The sequence below is a fragment of the Mycobacterium mantenii genome (assembly GCF_001667865.1).
Taxonomy (GTDB): domain Bacteria; phylum Actinomycetota; class Actinomycetes; order Mycobacteriales; family Mycobacteriaceae; genus Mycobacterium; species Mycobacterium mantenii_A.
Map to the genome: position 1 here is coordinate 47,986 of NZ_LZJP01000008.1, position 16,096 is coordinate 64,081.

The window sequence follows — 16,096 nt, forward strand, 5'->3', positions numbered from 1 at the left end:
ACAAGAAGACTTTCAGATAAGGACACCGATGAGCGGCCATTCCAAGTGGGCCACCACCAAACACCAGAAGGCCGTCAAAGACGCGCGCCGCGGCAAGGAGTTCGCCCGGCTGATCAAGAACATCGAGGTCGCCGCCCGCACCGGCGGCGGTGACCCGGCGGGCAACCCGACGCTGTACGACGCCATCCAGAAGGCGAAGAAGACCTCGGTGCCCAACGACAACATCGAGCGCGCCCGCAAGCGGGGTGCGGGCGAGGAAGCCGGTGGCGCCGACTACCAGACGATCATGTACGAGGGCTACGGGCCCAACGGCGTGGCGGTGCTGATCGAGTGCCTCACCGACAACCGCAACCGCGCGGCCGGCGAGGTCCGGGTGGCGGTGACCCGCAACGGCGGCAACATGGCCGATCCCGGATCGGTGTCCTACCTGTTCACCCGCAAGGGCGTCGTCACCCTCGAGAAGAACGGCCTGACCGAGGACGACGTGCTGACGGCGGTGCTCGAGGCGGGGGCCGAGGACGTCAACGACCTCGGCGACAGCTTCGAGATCATCTCCGAGCCGACCGACCTGGTGGCGGTGCGCACCGCGCTGCAGGACGCCGGCATCGACTACGAATCGGCCGAGGCCAGCTTCCAGCCGTCGGTCAGCGTGCCCGTCGACGTCGACGGCGCGCGCAAGGTGTTCAAGCTCGTCGACGCCCTCGAGGACAGCGACGACGTGCAGAACGTCTGGACCAACGTCGACCTGTCCGACGAGGTGCTGGCCGCTCTCGACGACGAGTAGCTACTCGTACCCGCGCCGCATGTCCTCGACGATGCGCGGATGGTCCAGGGTCGACGGCTCCACCGCGCGCGGCGCGATGTCACCGGAGAACACCGCGGCGGCGTCGAGCACCTGCTGGCTGAGGTAGCGCAGCGGGGGCGCGTTGGCGGGCACCTTCGGTGTGGGCGCGGCGCCGGCGCGCTGCGCCAGGGCGAACCCCCAGTCGCCAAACGTGGGCACGTGCACGTGATACGGCGTGACCGCGTAGCCCGCGGCGCGGATCGACGAGACGGTCCGCCAATACGCCGTCGGGGTGGAGTAGGGACTGCCCGCCTGCACCACCATCAGCCCACCGGGGGTCAGCGCCCGGGCGATGAGCGCATAGAACTCCGTCGAGTACAGCCGGCCCAGCACGGGGGTGTCGGGGTCGGGAAGGTCGACGATGACCGCGTCGAAGCGATCCACATCGGGCCGGCGCAACCAGTTCATCGCGTCCTCGGTCAGCACGGACACCCGCGGGTTGTCCAGCGAACCGCCGTTCGCGTTGCGCAGCGTGGTGCGTGCGATGTCGATCACGGCGGGGTCGAGCTCGACCTGCACGATCTTGGAAATGCTTGGCTGACGCAGCAATTCGCGCGCCGCCAGGCCGTCGCCGCCGCCGAGCACCAGCACCGAGTGAGCGCCGTTGCCGAGGGCGGGGTAGACGAGGCTCTCGGTGTAGCGGTATTCGTCGCGGGTGGAGAACTGCAGGCCGCCGTCGAGGTAGAGCCGGGTGTCGTCGCCGCGGCGGGTCACCACGATCTCCTGATACGCCGTGTGCCGGTAGGCGATGATCGGGTCGGCGTAAAGCCTTTGCCTGCTTGTTGTTTCGATGTCGGCCGAACGCAGCAGCAGGGTGGCGAGCAGGCCCGCCGCGGCGGTCAGCGCGCACAGCGCCAGCAGCAACTGTCGCGTCGAAACCACTTGGCGCAACAGGAAAACGGCCACGACGGCCGCCGCCGCGAGGTTGATCATGCCGGTGGCCGCCGCGCCGCGAATCATGCCCAGCTGCGGCAGCAGCAGGAACGGCCAGACCAGCCCGCCGAGCAACGCGCCCAGGTAGTCCGCGGCGTTCAGGTTGGCCAGGGTGCGGCCGGCGTCGGCCCCCGGGTCTGCGTCGGGGCCCATCTTGCCCCGGTGCAGCAGCGTCATCAACAGCGGCACCTCGGCGCCGACCAGGCCACCGATCAGCGCCGTGCTCACCGCCAGCACCCACGTCGACCCGTCCACAAAGGCGAACACCACGTACAGCGCCGCCGCCGAGAGCCCACCGATGATGCCCAGCAGCGCCTCGACGGCGATGAAGGTGATCGCGGCGTGCGCCAGCAGCGGTTTGACCAGCAGGGCACCCACGCCCAGCGCGGCGATGTAGCCCGCGACGATCAGGGAGGTGGCGACGATCCCGCCGCCGTCGAGACTGGCCGACAGCGTCAGCAGCGCGAGTTCGTAGATGATGCCGCACGCCGCGCACGCCGCCACGGCGGCCAGCAACACCGCCCGCCACCGCCCCGACGACGCCGCGGGCGGCGTCGGGGCGGGCGTCCGCACCTCGACCGTGCTCATGACACCGCCGCGGCGGTCACCCCTCCGACGGCGAGCAGTATCAGCGCTACCGCGAACGATCCCGGATGCAGCTCCGGCTCGTCGATGTGCTCGTGGAAACTGCCCGGTATCAGCAGATGCATGGTCAACAGCGCGATGCCCAGCAGGATGACCCCCATCAGGCCGTAGACCGCCACGCCGACGAGGCCCTGGCCCAGCTGGCTATAGCTGTTGGTGATGGCGGTGATGATGACGACGGTCAGGGCGATGTACATCGCACCCGCCACCACGACGGCGTTCGGTCGGCGGTCGATGAACACCAACTGGCGCAGCTTTCCCGGGGTCAGCACGTCGACCGCGTAGAACCCGACGAGCAGCACGGCCATGCCGACCACGAAGTACAGGATCGTCGCGACCGCGCCTTTCAGCACGGGATTGAGGTCGACGGTGCCGATCTCGACGGCGAGGTACATGGTGCTCTCCTTTGCGGTGGGGTGCCGTCACTTGGTTCCGCCGGGGCCGCCGGGGGTGCCACCGGCGCCGCCCGAGGGGGATCCGGGGGAAAATCCGGGGCCCAGGAAGATGAAGGCGCCGTGGCTGTATCCGGCGCTCAGCGGTTCGACGCGGATGCTGCACGGGTAGTTGCCGTCGGGGCCGACGATCACGATGTTGTTGTTGTAGCGCAGGTACTCGGTTTTGTCGTTGTCGGCTCGCGCGTCGGGTTCCTGGTAGTCGGCCAGGGTGTCGGCCACCTGTTCGGGGGACCCGCTGCACTGGTAACGGGTCCCGTTCACGTCGCGGGCGTATTCGTGATAGTGCCCGGCGACATACGACGCAATGTTCTTCTGCAGCAAGATGATTCCGAAGATCAGACACGTCACCCCGGCCAGGCCCAGCACGCCGGCGATCACGAACAGGCGATTGCGGCTCACGGGCGCCACCGGCTGGTCGTGTGCACCACCGTTCCGCCGTTGCCGGCGGGACGGTTCGGATAGAGATGCCAGGTCTGCCAGCGCCAGCCGGCGCCGTCGGGTTCGGCGGCCAGCGCGGTCAGCGCGGCGTCATCGCCGGGGAACGTTCCGCCCAGCCAGCCCGCCCCGCTGGCGCAGCGGTCGCGCAGGTCCCGCGCGAGGCGACGAAAGCTCGCCTCGTCGTGGGTGTCGGTACAAGATTGCAGGCGGTAGCCGGGCGCGTCGGTGCGCTCGGGCAGGTCGGCCCCGAGAGTGCGTGCGGTGCAGGAGATTTCCTCGGAGAATTGGCCCGCCGCGTGCTCGACCGCGACGACGTGTGAGGCGCCGAGCACCCCGAGCAGGAGCGCGGCGCCACCGCCGGGGTGAGCCAGCCGGCAGCTGGCCAGCGGAGCGGGTAGGGGCGCGTTGAGCGCCAGTCCCAGCCGTTCGCCGGATACGTCCGCCGGGGTCACGGCGAGCTGATGAAGGGGCACCGAGCAGACCTCGTGCCCTAGGCCGAGGCGGGCGGGGGCGCCGCGTACACGGTGATCTCGCCGGGCGACACGGACTTGCCCGTCGACACCTCCCAGGGCATGTCGGGTGCCCAGCGCTCGAACGAGAGCAGCACCGACTCGTCGGCGTTGGTGCAGTCGACGAATTCCATCTCGCCGCCGGCGGGCAGGCCGGTGGCACCTTCGGTCGTGTAGGAGGCCCGGCCGCGTTCGGACTCGTGGAACATCACGCCGTCGACGACGTAGGGGTCGCCGGGCCGCAGCGGCACGTCCTTGCGGGTGACCCACATCGCGAGTTCGAGCCGCCCGTCGTCCTCCTCGACGCTGAACCAGATCGGCTGGTCGCCGCCTTCCAGCAGGTGCTCCCACCACACGAACGGGCCCTCGCGGTAGGTGACCGACCCGCGCACGATGTAGTCGACGCCGCCGTAGCTGACGACGGCGCCGGGGCCGAGCTGGCGCGGTCCGAACTGCGGCATCGCGTCGGACGCCAGGGGATCCGGGCGTCGGCCTTGCTGGGCCGGTTTCTTGGGCCGCCGCAAAGCCACCACCAGCACCACGATGGATGCGATGAAGAGCGCCACGGCGATGATGAGCAGCAGAGATCCCACGCCAACCCTTCCGTTGCCACATTGCTTGAGCGAACGTGGGCTAAAGCTAACAGCTTTTCCGCGGGTTCGGCGCCGTAACGTCACCCCCGGGAATCGGCCGCGTCGCCGCGTGTCCTACCCGGACCCGTCGGGGCCGGCCGCTAGGGTATCGAACAGCTGTTCTACTAGTTGGGAGCGGGAATGCGGGTGATGGGCGTCGATCCCGGCCTGACCCGATGCGGTCTGTCGGTCGTCGAAAGCGGGCGCGGGCGCACGGTCGTCGCGCTGGACGTCGACGTGGTGCGCACGCCGTCGAATGCACCGCTTGCCGAAAGGCTGCTGCAGATCAGCGATGCCGTCGAGCACTGGCTGGCCACCCACCAGCCGGACGTCGTGGCCGTCGAGCGGGTGTTCTCCCAGCTGAATGTGTCGACGGTGATGGGCACCGCCCAGGCCGGCGGGGTGGTCGCGCTGGCGGCGGCCAAGCGCGGTGTCGACGTGCACTTCCACACGCCCAGCGAGGTCAAGGCCGCGGTCACCGGCAACGGCGCGGCCGACAAGGCGCAAGTCACCGCTATGGTCACCAGAATCCTTGCGCTGCAAGCGAAACCGACACCTGCCGACGCCGCCGACGCGCTGGCGTTGGCGATTTGTCACTGCTGGCGGGCGCCGATGATCGCCCGGATGGCCGCGGCCGAAACCATGGCCGCCCAGCAGCGACAGAAATACAAGGCCAAGTTGGATGCCAAGCTGAAGGCCGCGCGATGATCGCCTCGGTGCGCGGCGAGGTCCTCGAGGTGGCGCTGGACCATGTGGTGATCGAGGCCGCCGGCGTCGGCTACCGGGTGAACGCGACCCCGTCGACGCTGTCCACGTTGCGGACCGGCACCGAGGCGCGGCTGATCACCGCGATGATCGTCCGCGAGGACTCGATGACGTTGTACGGCTTCACCGACACCGACAGCCGCGACCTGTTCTCGACGCTGCTGTCGGTGTCGGGGGTGGGGCCCCGGCTGGCGATGGCGACCCTGGCCGTGCACGACGCGGGAGCGCTGCGCCAGGCGCTACATGACAGCGACGTCAGCGCGCTGACCCGGGTGCCGGGCATCGGCAAGCGCAGCGCCGAACGGATGGTCTTGGAGTTGCGGGACAAGGTCGGTGCCGGCATGGCGGGCGCGCCGGGCGGCGCGTCCGTGGTGAACGGGCACGCGGTGCGGGGGCCGGTGGTCGAGGCCCTGGTCGGGCTGGGCTTCGCCGCCAAGCAGGCCGAAGAGGCCACCGACAAGGTGCTGGCCACCGAACAGGACGCGACGACGTCCGGCGCCCTGCGCGCGGCCCTGTCCCTGCTGGGTAAGTCCCGATGACCCCGCAAGATGTCGGGGACGACCACGCCGAGCGAGAGGTTTCCGGCGCGCTGGCGCCCGGCGAGGGCGACATCGAGACCAGCCTGCGACCGCGCTCGCTGCGCGAGTTCATCGGCCAGCCGCGGGTGCGCGAACAGCTGCAGCTCGTCATCGAGGGCGCCAAGAACCGGGGCGGCACACCGGATCACATTCTGCTGTCCGGCCCGCCGGGACTGGGCAAGACGTCGCTGGCGATGATCATCGCCGCCGAGCTCGGATCCTCGTTGCGGGTGACGTCCGGGCCCGCGCTGGAACGCGCCGGTGACCTGGCGGCGATGCTGTCCAACCTGGTCGAGCACGACGTGCTGTTCATCGACGAGATCCACCGCATCGCCCGGCCCGCCGAGGAGATGCTGTACCTGGCCATGGAGGACTTCCGGGTCGACGTGGTGGTCGGCAAGGGTCCCGGGGCGACGTCGATTCCGCTGGAGGTGGCGCCGTTCACGCTGGTCGGCGCGACCACCCGCTCCGGCGCGCTGACCGGCCCGCTGCGGGACCGGTTCGGGTTCACCGCGCACATGGACTTCTACGAGCCTGCCGAGCTGGAGCGGGTGCTGGCCCGCTCCGCCGGGATCCTGGGCATCGAACTCGGCGGTGACGCGGCCGAGGAGATCGCCCGGCGCTCGCGCGGGACGCCGCGGATCGCCAACCGGTTGTTGCGCCGGGTTCGCGACTTCGCCGAGGTGCGCGCGGACGGCGTGATCACCCGCGACGTCGCCAAGGCCGCGCTGGCGGTCTATGACGTCGACGAGCTGGGCCTGGACCGGCTGGACCGGGCGGTGCTCTCGGCGCTGACCCGCAGCTTCGGCGGCGGCCCGGTCGGGGTTTCGACGCTGGCGGTGGCGGTGGGCGAGGAGGCCGCCACGGTCGAGGAGGTGTGCGAGCCGTTCCTGGTCCGCGCCGGCATGGTCGCCCGGACGCCGCGGGGCCGGGTCGCCACCGCCCAGGCGTGGACGCACCTCGGCATGGCCCCTCCGGCCGGGGTCACCGGCCTCGGCCAGGCCGGCCTGTTCGACTAGCGGCGACCGCAAGCGCGGCGGTGCCGGGCGAAGCGGGTCGCCGCCATCGGGACCGTGCGACCAGCAGGTAGCTGGGCCGTCGGCGGCCCCGGGTGCGTTTCGCGACCAAATCGTGACCTTCGCGCCGAGCCATCGCCCGAACGTTCGGGTAACCAGCCTCACAGCAGTGATACCTGTGAAGGAGGTTCCGATGAGGACCATGAGCCACGACTACGACCGCCCTCGCGCGCTGTACATGCCACGTACCCGCGGCGCGCTAACCGGGTTACTCCTAATACTCCTGGGTGCGTGGGGTGCCTTGGTGCCGTTCTTCGGCCCCAACATCGACTGGGCCTACATGACCGACCCGGCATGGACGTGGACCACGGCCAAGGGCTGGCTGGAGGTGCTCCCCGGGGCCGCCGCAGCGGTGGGCGGCCTGCTGGTGCTCATGTCCGGTAACCGTGCCAGCGCCGTGTTCGGCGGGTGGCTGGCGGTCGCCGGCGGCGCCTGGTTCGTGGTCGGCCGTGCGTTCGCATCGACCCTCGGCATCGGGGACCTCGGTCAACCGATGGCGGCGACGGACCTCAAGCGGGCCCTGCTCGAGGTCACCTACTTCACCGGTCTGGGCGCCCTGATCGTGTTCCTGGGCGGGGCCGCCGTGGCCCGCCTGGCCGTTCGGCACGCACGCGACGTCGTGGTGACGCACCCGGCTCCCGTAGCGGGCGAGGCCGTTCCGGCGGCTGAGCCGGCCATGTACGACGAGACGCGCGCCCCGGCGGCGGCGCGGGCGGACGCTGCGGCGGCCGGGCCGGAGCCCCGCGGGCGCACTGGTCGTGGCTTGTTCCGTCGGCGCGCCGGCGGCGGCCTGTTCCACCGGCACCACCACGCAGGCGCGTAGCCGGTAACCGAGCAGGGCGGGAGGCACCGGTAGCCCTTTGCTGCCGGTGCCGTTTCGCGTCAGGCTGGCCCGGGCAACCGCTGGTCGGTAAAGTTCACCGGCGCCGAAACATGCTGAAACCGGCCGCCGCGCCGGGCCTCGAGGCGCGAGGAGGGGCGATGATCACCGCCGGATTGGTGTTCGCCGCGCTGGCGGCGTTGCTGCATGTCTACATCTTTGTGATCGAATCGTTGACCTGGACCTCGCCGCGCACGCGCGCCACGTTCGGCACCACCGAAGCCGAGGCCGAAACCACCAAGCTCCTCGCCTTCAACCAAGGCTTCTACAACTTGTTCCTGGCCATCGTCACAGGCGTGGGCATTGCCGCAGTTGCCTTGGGGCACAACGGCATTGGCGCGGCACTCGTCTTCGCCGGCGTCGGGTCGATGGCCGCGGCGGCGGTGGTGCTGGTCGCGTCCGACCGCGCGAAGGCGCGCGCCGCCGCGACGCAGGGCGCCTTTCCGGCGATCGCAATCGTGCTCCTGCTCTTCGGACTTCACTAGTAACACGAGTCTCAGCAGCCTCAAAAGCCACGGCTAGCGGTGGCTTTCGACTCTCCCGTGGGTTAGTAGTGGAAAGCGCTGGGTAACCATCCCAGGCCGGAATCAAGCCCGGTATTCAACGAGGGGATGTCATGAAATACGCAGAAGACGGCCAACCGCGCGGGCTGAGCATGCCGCGCTCGCGCGGCGCGGTCAGCGGATTGCTCCTGGTCATTTTGGGAGCTTGGGGGGCGTTAATACCGTTTGTTGGTCCGCACTTTAATTTTGCCTACACACCGGACCGGGATTGGGCGTGGAGCACGGCCCGGGGCTGGCTGGAGGTGGCGCCGGGAGCGGCCACCGCGCTGGGCGGTTTGTTGCTGATCGTCGCCGGGAACCGGGTCGCCGCCATGCTGGGCGGTTGGCTGGCCGTGCTGGCCGGTGCCTGGTTCGTGGTGGGCGGTCAGGTCGCCCCGTTGTTGGGCATCGGCTCCGCCGGTGATCCCATCGCCGCGACCGAACGCAAGCGCGCGGTGCTCGAGGTCACGTACTTCTCCGGCCTGGGCGCGCTGATCATCTTCGTCGGCGGCGTCGTGCTGGCGCGCACCGCGGTGCGCCTGGCCCGCGACGTGCATCCGGTGGCGGCCGAACCCGCCGCGGCGCCGAGCGTTGAGCCGTACCGGGATTCGGTCTACGAGCCGGCCGAGGTCTCCTCGGGCGCGCTGACCAAGCCGCGATCCTCGGCGGACCCCGAGCCGAAGCGGGGATGGCGGCGTAACCGTGCCGGCGCCGGGGCGGGCGCCAACGCCGCGTACCTGCGCTGGCCGCACCCGCAGCAGTAGCTCGCGCCATCAAAAGCAATCGCCCAGTCCCGCAACGGGACTGGGCGATTGCTTTGCTGCCCTTAGAGCAGTCCGAGCAACTGCAGGTTGGTGATGTACTTGACGATGACCGGCGCCGAGACATGCGGAATGTCTTTGTCGGGGCCGATTTTCGCTTCCTGCACCGCCGCGCGGAACACATCGGTGGGTGCCATCGAGCCGTTGATCGGTTTCTCCGGCTTCTGGTAGTTGTGCAACAACGGCAGCAGCGAGTACTGGCGCTGCCGATCCGGCAGGGCCCGCAGCGACATCTCGAACCGCCGCAGCCACTCGGAGTAATCGGCGATGCGCTCGATCGAATACCCGGCCTCGACCAGCCAGTCGATGTACTCGTCGAGTCCGATGCCGTCGTCATACGGGTTCATCACGTGGTACGTCTGGAAACCGTTGTCGCTGTCGGTGATCTGTGTTCCCAGCGTCGAGATCGCCGCGGCGATGAACTCGACCGGCAGGCCGTCGTAGTGCGCCCGCTGCCGGTTGCCGTCGGCGTCGAGCTCGTAGAACGAACCGGGCGCGATACCGGTGGCGACCAGGCTCAGCATCAGCCGGGTGAACATGTCCGGCAGGTTGAGCTGTCCGGCATAGGTGGTGTCGGCCAGGATCATGTCGCAGCGGAACACCGAGACGGGCAGACCGCACAGGTCGTGCGCCTCACGCAGCAACACCTCGCCGGCCCACTTGCTGTTGCCGTACCCGTTGGCGTAGTTGTCGTTGATCTCGCGGGTGGCGCTGATCTGCCGGATGTCGGCGTTCTCGACGAACGTGCCCGGCTGGATCTGGTCGCCCACACCGATCGTCGACACGTACGTGTACGGCTTTTGCTTGGACGTCAACGCAATCCGGATCAGCTCCGCGGTGCCCAGCGCATTGGGCCCGAACAGCTCGCTGTAGGGCAGCACGTGGTTCACCAGCGCCGCCGGGTCGACGATGACATCGACCGTGTCGGCCAGCCGCTGCCAGGTCTGCTGGTCCAGGCCGAGGTTGGCCTCGCCCTTGTCACCCGCGATGACCTCGAGGTGGTCGGCGGCCACCTTCTGGTAGTGCGCCAACAGTTTCGGGTCGCCGCTGTCGAAGGTCTTGTCCAGCCGGGCACGCGCCTCCGCGTCGGACTTGGCCCTTACCAAGGCGATCACCTTGCCGTCGACCATGTCCATCCGCTCGAGCCAGTCCAGCGCCAGGTAGCGGCCCAGGAATCCGGTCGCGCCGGTCAGCAGCACCGTGCGCACCTCGGTCGCCGGCTTGGGCAGGCTCGGCGCGGCGGCCAGGATGGCCTCGTCGAGGAACTTGTCCAGCGTGAGGTCACCGGCGCGGACCGTGGTGGCGCCGCGTCCGTGCACGGCCGCGAACGTCGGCCGCTTGGATCCCTGCCGCTCGGCCTCGATGTAGTCGGCGATGGCCGCCAGGTCGTTGGCCGGGCTGACGATGACACCCACCGGCACGTCGACGTCGAAGATCTCGCGCAGCAGGTTTCCGAATGTCAACGCCGACAACGAGTCTCCACCCAGATCGGTGAAGTGGGCGTCGGGGGACAGGTCGCCGGCCGCCGCGCCCAGCATGGCGGCCGCGGCCCGGCTCACGGTCTGCAGCACCGGCGCCTCGGCGCCGCTACGGCGCAGTTCGGCCAGCTCGTTGGCCTGGCCGGCGGCCAGGTCGGCGTAGATCTGCTCGAGCCGTTCCCCGTAGTGCTGCTTGAGCTTCGGCCACGCCAGCTTGCGGATCCCGGTCAGCAAACCGTTTTCCAGCGTGAACGGGGTGGTCTCGATGATGAAGTCGCGCGGCACCTCGTAGGACTGCAGGTCGGTCTCTTTCGCGACCTTCTGCAACGAGTCGGCGATCTTCGGCTTGAGCGAGTCAAGGTCGTTGTCCGCCAAGGCTTCTTCGGTGGGCACCACCACGGCCAGCAGGTAGGGCTGGGCGCTGTTGCCGTAGACGTAGATCTGACGGATCAGCGGGCTGTTGCCGAACACCGCCTCCAGCTTGGCCAGCGTCACGAACTCGCCCTGCGCAAGCTTGAGCACATTGTTGCGGCGGTCGACGTACACGAGCCTGCCCGGGGCGATCTCGGCGAACACGTCACCGGTCCGGTAGTACCCGTCGTCGTCGAAAACGTTGGCCGTGGTCTCGGGCCGCTTGTAGTAGCCGGGGAACATGTTCTGGGTCCGCAGCAACAGCTCTCCGCGCGGATGCGGGCGGTCGGTAGCGAAGTACCCCAGATCCGGAACGTCGACCAGCTTGTAGTCGACCACCGGCGGGCGCTGAATCTCGCCGTCGAACAACACCATTCCGGCCTCGGTCGAGCCGTAGCCGTCCATCAGGTGCATCTGCAGCAGCGACTCGGCCCACTTCTTCAACTCCGGTGAGGTGGGTGCGGAGCCCGTCATCGCGAAGATGAACCGGCCGCCCAGCAGGTACTGGCGCTGTTCCTCGAGCACCGCGGCCTCCACGGTCTCGCGGTCCGCGCCGTCGGCCAGACGCCGCTCGACCTGGCGCTGGAATTCACCGAACAGCGTCTCCCAGATCCGCGGGACGAAGTTCATCTCGGTGGGACGCACCAACTCGAGATCCTCGAGCAGGGTGGACAGGTCGCTGCGGGCCGCAAAGTAGGCGGTGCCACCATTTCCCAGCGTGCCGTAAAGGATTCCGCGGCCCATGACGTGGCTCATCGGCATGAAGTTGAGGGTGATCGATGCGGCGCTCTCGCCGAACCAGTTCTTGCTGCCGCGCCGCCACATCTTGCCGACGTTGCTCTGCGGGTACATCGCGCCCTTGGGCGCGCCGGTGCTGCCGGAGGTGTAGATCAGCAGGGCCAGCGAGTCCTCGTCGGTCGCCCGCTCGGAAACTGCCGGCAGGTCCTTGCCGCGCTGCAGCACGTCGGCGAGCGTCTCGACGGCCACGCCGGTGCCGGCCAGCCGCGCCACGGCGCCGTCCACGGCCTCGCGCTGGTCGTCGACCTGGGGCTGATAGTCGAACACGACCAGCTTGCCCGGCAGGTGGTCGCCGGCCAGGATCAGCTGCACCGCGTCGGGCAGCTGGTTGACGCTCGTCGCGATCAGGGTGGGCTCGGTCTCGGCCACGATCGGCTGCAGCGACGTGATCGCCGCGCTGGTCTGCAGCGGCACCGACACGGCCCCGATGGTGCCCAGCGCAATGTCGATGGTGGCGTAGTCGACGCTGTTGAAACCCAGCACGCAGACCCGGTCGCCGGGGTTGGCGTCGGCGGCCCAGGCGCGGCCGAGGGCCGAAACCCGTTGGCCCAGTTCGCCGTACGTAATGGTCTCGAAGCGCGGGAGCAACTCGGCCGAAGTCCGTCCAGTCTCGGCGTCCTTGACGAACTCCACCACCCGCTGCGCCAGCGCCGGCCGCTCGGCGTAACCGTCGAGCACGGTCCGGACGATCTGCGGCAGCCGCAGCCCCGGCTGTTCGAGGGCCGCGGTGATCGCCGGGTCCGGTTGGGCCGCGGCGAACTGGGGGTCGTTGGCAATGAGTTCCTCGACGCGATGGTCGAGTTCTTCGTCCCGAATAGGAGTCGACATAAATGATCCCTTGCAAATGAAAGTTAGCGAGCCAATTTGCGCTGTCCGCGCTGACAGATAGAACGTTAGCTAAAGTAACGGTATTCCACCACGATCCGGTCGTTGCGGCGTTTGTGACATTGCCCACGCGGTAAGGACGCGCGGGCGGAGCTTCCCCGGGTCTAGAGGTCGCGCAGCAGTCCGCCGAGGATGTCGATCCCCTCGGTCAGCAGTTCGTCGCTGATGGTCAGCGGGGGCAGCAGCCGGATGATGTTGCCGTACATGCCGCAGGTCAGGACGATCACCCCGGCGGCCGCGGCCGCGACGGTCAGCTTCTGGGTCAGTTCCTTGTCGGGCTCGGCGGTTCCCGACTTCACCAATTCGATGGCGATCATGGCGCCCCGACCGCGCACGTCGCCGATCCGGTCATCGCCGGCTTGCAGGCGCAGCAGCGGCTCGGTGATCAGGCGTTCCAGGTGCTGGGCCCGTTCGATCAATCCGTCGTTCTCGATCGTCTCGATCGTGGCCAACGCTGCCGCGCAAGCTAGTGGGTTTCCGCCGAAGGTGCCGCCCAAACCGCCGACATGGGGCGCATCCATGATCTGCGCGCGGCCGGTGACCGCCGACAGCGGCAGTCCGTCCGCGATGGCCTTGGCGGTGCAGATCAGGTCGGGTTCGATGCCCTCGTGCTCGCACGCGAACATGGCGCCGGAGCGGGCGAACCCGGTTTGCACCTCGTCGGCGACGAACACCACGTCGTTCCTGTGGCACCAGTCCAGCAGGGTGGGCAGGAATCCCTCGGCCGGCACGATGAACCCGCCCTCACCCTGGATCGGCTCGATGATCAGGGCGGCCAGGCTGTCGGCGCCGACCTGGCTTTCGATGACGTTGATGGCCCGCGCGGCGGCCTTTTCCCCGTCCGTCGCCAGTTCCTTGTCGAGGAGGCCGTCGCGATAGGGGTAGGACAGTGGCGCCCGGTAGACCTCCGGCGCGAACGGGCCGAAGCCGCCCTTGTAGGGCATCGACTTGGCGGTCAGCGCCATCGTCAGGTTGGTGCGGCCGTGGTAGGCGTGGTTGAACGCCACCACGGCGGGCTTGCGCGTGTACGCGCGCGCGACCTTGACCGCGTTCTCGACCGCCTCGGCGCCGGAGTTGAACAGCACCGAGCGCTTCTCGCCGGCGCCCGGGGTGATCCGGTTCAGCGTTTCGGCGACGGCGACGTAGGACTCGTACGGCGTCACCATGAAGCAGGTGTGGGTGAACTCGGCCACCTGCGCGCGCACCGCCTCGACCACCCGGGGAGAGGAGTTGCCGATCGTCGTCACCGCGATGCCCGAGCCGAGGTCGATCAGCCGGTTGCCGTCGACGTCCTCGATGATGCCGCCGCCGGCGCGGGCCACGAAAACCGGCACCGACACGTTCACCGCGTGCGACACCGCCGCCGCCCGGCGCTTGGTCAGTTCCAGCGATGCCGGACCGGGGATCTCGGTGACCAGCTGGCGAGTCTGCTCGAGGCTGGCCACTACATACTCCTCCCCGCGGCGCGCGTGTCACGTCGCATCAAAAGCCTATCTAGCTTGACGCCGGCGGGCACTCGGTGCACCGCGGCGGTCGGTCGCGACCCGTGGCCTGCCAGACTGGACGGGCACACTGGACCGTTACGAGGTGCGCGACGCCCGAGTCGTACCGGCACCCACCTCCTCGTAATGCCCCGAAATCACGACGAAAGACAGGCGCGTCCATGCAGAGTTTGATCCTGTTCCTGCCGTTCTTGCTCATCATGGGCGGGTTCATGTACTTGGCGTCGCGCCGCCAGAAGAAGGCGATGCAGGCCACCATCGACCTGCACGAGTCGTTGCGCCCGGGCGATCGGGTGCACACCACGTCGGGCCTGCAGGCCACCGTGGTCGCGATCACCGACGACACCGTCGACCTCGAGATCGCGCCCGGGGTGGTCACCACCTGGATGAAGCTCGCGATCCGCGACCGGATCCTGCCCGACGACGACGAGGACCTGGCCGAGGGCGACGGTGCCGCCGGCGAGGGCTCGGTCGCCAACGATTCCTGACCGGGATTCCCATCAATCGCCCAACGGCGGACCGCTTGCGCAACGGGCAACTGCGGGCCACGTAGGCTCTGTCCGGGGTAAGTAACCGATTTTCGAGGAGATAGAAGGAACGTGGCATCGTCTTCGGCGCCGGTGCACCCTGCCCGCTACCTGTCGGTCTTCTTGTTGTTGCTCGTCGGCGTCTACCTGCTGGTGTTTCTCACCGGAGACAAGCGAGCCGCCCCCAAGCTCGGTATCGACCTTCAGGGGGGCACCCGCGTCACGCTGACCGCGCGTACCCCGGACGGGTCGAAGCCCAGCCGTGAGGCGTTGGCGCAGGCCCAGCAGATCATCGGCGCCCGGGTCAACGGCCTCGGCGTGTCCGGTTCGGAGGTCGTGGTCGACGGCGACAACCTGATCATCACGGTCCCGGGGAACGACGGCAACGAGGCCCGCAACCTGGGGCAGACCGCCCGCCTCTACATCCGGCCGGTGCTCAACTCGATGCCGGCCCAGAGCGCCGAGCCCAAGCCCGCGCCACGGCAGCCCGCACCCGGTCAGCCCGCTCCGGGGCAGCCCGCGCCCGGGCAGCCCGCGCCTGGTCAGCTATCGCCCGGTCAACCCGCTCCCGGCCAGCCGGGTCCGGGCACTGCCCCGGGTGCCCAGCCGCGACCGTATCCGCAGGAGCCCCCGCCAACGCCGAGCCCGGCACCGCCCGCACCCGCCCCGATCGCGCCCGCGATCAGTCCCGCTCGCAGCGAGGTCAATCCCAGTGTCGCCGAGACGGTTTGGGCCTCGGAGGCTTCGAAGGACAGCGGCAGCGAGCCGTATTTGAGGACGTTGGCCAGCTGCTTGGCGGTCGAGGCGGTGAACGGCGGATCGCCGCCGCTGATCTGGGTCCGGCCGCCGGGAATCGCTTCCTGGATCATCGGCGCGCTGACGACCTGCGAGTCCAGCGTGAACGCGGTCTGGGTGCCGATGTGGGCGGCGGTGAAGTCGGCCCAGGTGTTGGCGGCGGCGGACTTGAACTGGAGGTCGACGACGTAGCCGATGCCGCGCTGGTTCTGGCTCGCGCTGGCGTCCTGGATCTGGTCACCGCTGATGATCGACGGGCCCAGCAGGTAGGCCACCTTGTGGTCGGTCGAGCAGGTGATCAGCGGCTGGGCGGGGTCGTCGTTGCCGGCCAGGATGTCTTCTTTGTCGCAGCGCGTCGCCTGGAACTGCAGGGCGAGGAACTGGATGCCCTGACGGGTGCTCTGGCGCCACTTCTTCTCCTCGGCGATGCGGTCGGCGAGGTCCTTGCGCGGGTCCGGCGGCGCGGGCGCTTCAGCGGGCGGCGCCTCCCCGGCCGGCGCGCCGGGAGCGGGGGCGGGCGCACCGGGAGCGCGCGCGTACCCCGGACGGGTCGAAGCCCAGCCGTGAGGCGTTGGCGCAGGC

Annotated in this window: 15 protein-coding genes and 2 pseudogenes; 9 read left to right on the top strand and 8 right to left on the bottom strand. The window is 69.2% G+C overall.

Annotation, left to right across the window (positions count from 1 at the left end; genetic code table 11):
* The first annotated feature begins 28 nt into the window (after window positions 1–28).
* The gene (locus tag A5688_RS00710; protein ID WP_067827696.1) at window positions 29–784 is read left to right on the top strand and encodes a YebC/PmpR family DNA-binding transcriptional regulator; all 756 of its coding nucleotides are present in this window, start codon (window positions 29–31) and stop codon (window positions 782–784) included.
* Here A5688_RS00710 and A5688_RS00715 read toward each other — a convergent pair whose 3' ends face one another.
* From A5688_RS00715 to A5688_RS00735, 5 genes are read right to left on the bottom strand one after another with little or no spacing between them, the layout of a single operon-like run.
* The gene (locus A5688_RS00715) at window positions 785–2,365 is read right to left on the bottom strand and encodes a polyamine aminopropyltransferase (protein ID WP_067914909.1); all 1,581 of its coding nucleotides are present in this window, start codon (window positions 2,363–2,365) and stop codon (window positions 785–787) included.
* Window positions 2,362–2,817: a DUF350 domain-containing protein gene (locus A5688_RS00720; RefSeq protein ID WP_067827702.1), complete on the bottom strand. Its 456-nt coding sequence runs from the start codon at window positions 2,815–2,817 to the stop codon at window positions 2,362–2,364. Before A5688_RS00720 ends, A5688_RS00715 begins: the two co-directional genes overlap by 4 nt.
* A gap of 27 nt (window positions 2,818–2,844) precedes the next feature.
* A complete protein-coding gene (locus A5688_RS00725; RefSeq protein ID WP_067827933.1) occupies window positions 2,845–3,276 on the bottom strand; it encodes a DUF4247 domain-containing protein in 432 nt (143 codons plus the stop codon).
* Window positions 3,273–3,788 carry a DUF2617 family protein gene (locus tag A5688_RS00730; RefSeq protein ID WP_067827704.1) on the bottom strand — a complete coding sequence of 172 codons (516 nt, stop codon included), beginning with the start codon at window positions 3,786–3,788 and terminating at the stop codon, window positions 3,273–3,275. The genes A5688_RS00725 and A5688_RS00730 overlap by 4 nt, the downstream gene beginning before the upstream one ends.
* A gap of 17 nt (window positions 3,789–3,805) precedes the next feature.
* Complete coding sequence (locus A5688_RS00735) at window positions 3,806–4,417, bottom strand: DUF4178 domain-containing protein (protein ID WP_067914911.1); 612 nt, start codon at window positions 4,415–4,417, stop codon at window positions 3,806–3,808.
* Between the two features lie 180 nt (window positions 4,418–4,597).
* Here A5688_RS00735 and ruvC point away from each other — a divergent pair, with 180 nt between their 5' ends.
* The 6 genes from ruvC to A5688_RS00765 all read left to right on the top strand — a co-directional run bounded on the left by ruvC (window position 4,598) and on the right by A5688_RS00765 (window position 9,061).
* A complete protein-coding gene (ruvC, locus tag A5688_RS00740) occupies window positions 4,598–5,164 on the top strand; it encodes a crossover junction endodeoxyribonuclease RuvC (protein ID WP_067827711.1) in 567 nt (188 codons plus the stop codon).
* A complete protein-coding gene (gene ruvA, locus A5688_RS00745; protein WP_067827714.1) occupies window positions 5,161–5,760 on the top strand; it encodes a Holliday junction branch migration protein RuvA in 600 nt (199 codons plus the stop codon). Before ruvC ends, ruvA begins: the two co-directional genes overlap by 4 nt.
* Entirely contained in the window at window positions 5,757–6,818 is a 1,062-nt protein-coding gene (gene ruvB / locus A5688_RS00750) for a Holliday junction branch migration DNA helicase RuvB (RefSeq protein WP_067827717.1), read from the top strand. The genes ruvA and ruvB overlap by 4 nt, the downstream gene beginning before the upstream one ends.
* 190 nt (window positions 6,819–7,008) lie before the next feature.
* A complete protein-coding gene (locus A5688_RS00755; protein ID WP_082955229.1) occupies window positions 7,009–7,698 on the top strand; it encodes a hypothetical protein in 690 nt (229 codons plus the stop codon).
* Between the two features lie 158 nt (window positions 7,699–7,856).
* Window positions 7,857–8,240, top strand: a complete 384-nt coding sequence (locus A5688_RS00760; protein ID WP_067827720.1) for a DUF1304 domain-containing protein — start codon at window positions 7,857–7,859, stop codon at window positions 8,238–8,240.
* A gap of 131 nt (window positions 8,241–8,371) precedes the next feature.
* Window positions 8,372–9,061 carry a hypothetical protein gene (locus A5688_RS00765; protein WP_067827722.1) on the top strand — a complete coding sequence of 230 codons (690 nt, stop codon included), beginning with the start codon at window positions 8,372–8,374 and terminating at the stop codon, window positions 9,059–9,061.
* A gap of 62 nt (window positions 9,062–9,123) precedes the next feature.
* Here A5688_RS00765 and car read toward each other — a convergent pair whose 3' ends face one another.
* Together car and gabT are read right to left on the bottom strand one after the other, a co-directional pair.
* Window positions 9,124–12,633 (bottom strand): carboxylic acid reductase, encoded by a 3,510-nt coding sequence (car, locus tag A5688_RS00770; protein WP_067914914.1) that lies wholly within the window; start codon window positions 12,631–12,633, stop codon window positions 9,124–9,126.
* Window positions 12,634–12,794: 161 nt separating this feature from the next.
* Window positions 12,795–14,135 carry a 4-aminobutyrate--2-oxoglutarate transaminase gene (gene gabT, locus A5688_RS00775; RefSeq protein ID WP_067914916.1) on the bottom strand — a complete coding sequence of 447 codons (1,341 nt, stop codon included), beginning with the start codon at window positions 14,133–14,135 and terminating at the stop codon, window positions 12,795–12,797.
* Between the two features lie 218 nt (window positions 14,136–14,353).
* On the opposite strand from gabT, the gene yajC reads away from it, so the two are divergent.
* Window positions 14,354–14,680 (top strand): preprotein translocase subunit YajC, encoded by a 327-nt coding sequence (gene yajC / locus A5688_RS00780; protein WP_067827732.1) that lies wholly within the window; start codon window positions 14,354–14,356, stop codon window positions 14,678–14,680.
* A 192-nt stretch (window positions 14,681–14,872) separates the two neighbouring features.
* Window positions 14,873–14,962: pseudogene (locus A5688_RS28470) on the top strand (hypothetical protein); the annotation flags it as partial.
* Between the two features lie 422 nt (window positions 14,963–15,384).
* Here A5688_RS28470 and A5688_RS00785 read toward each other — a convergent pair.
* Window positions 15,385–16,096, bottom strand: a pseudogene (locus A5688_RS00785) (SecDF P1 head subdomain-containing protein); the annotation flags it as partial.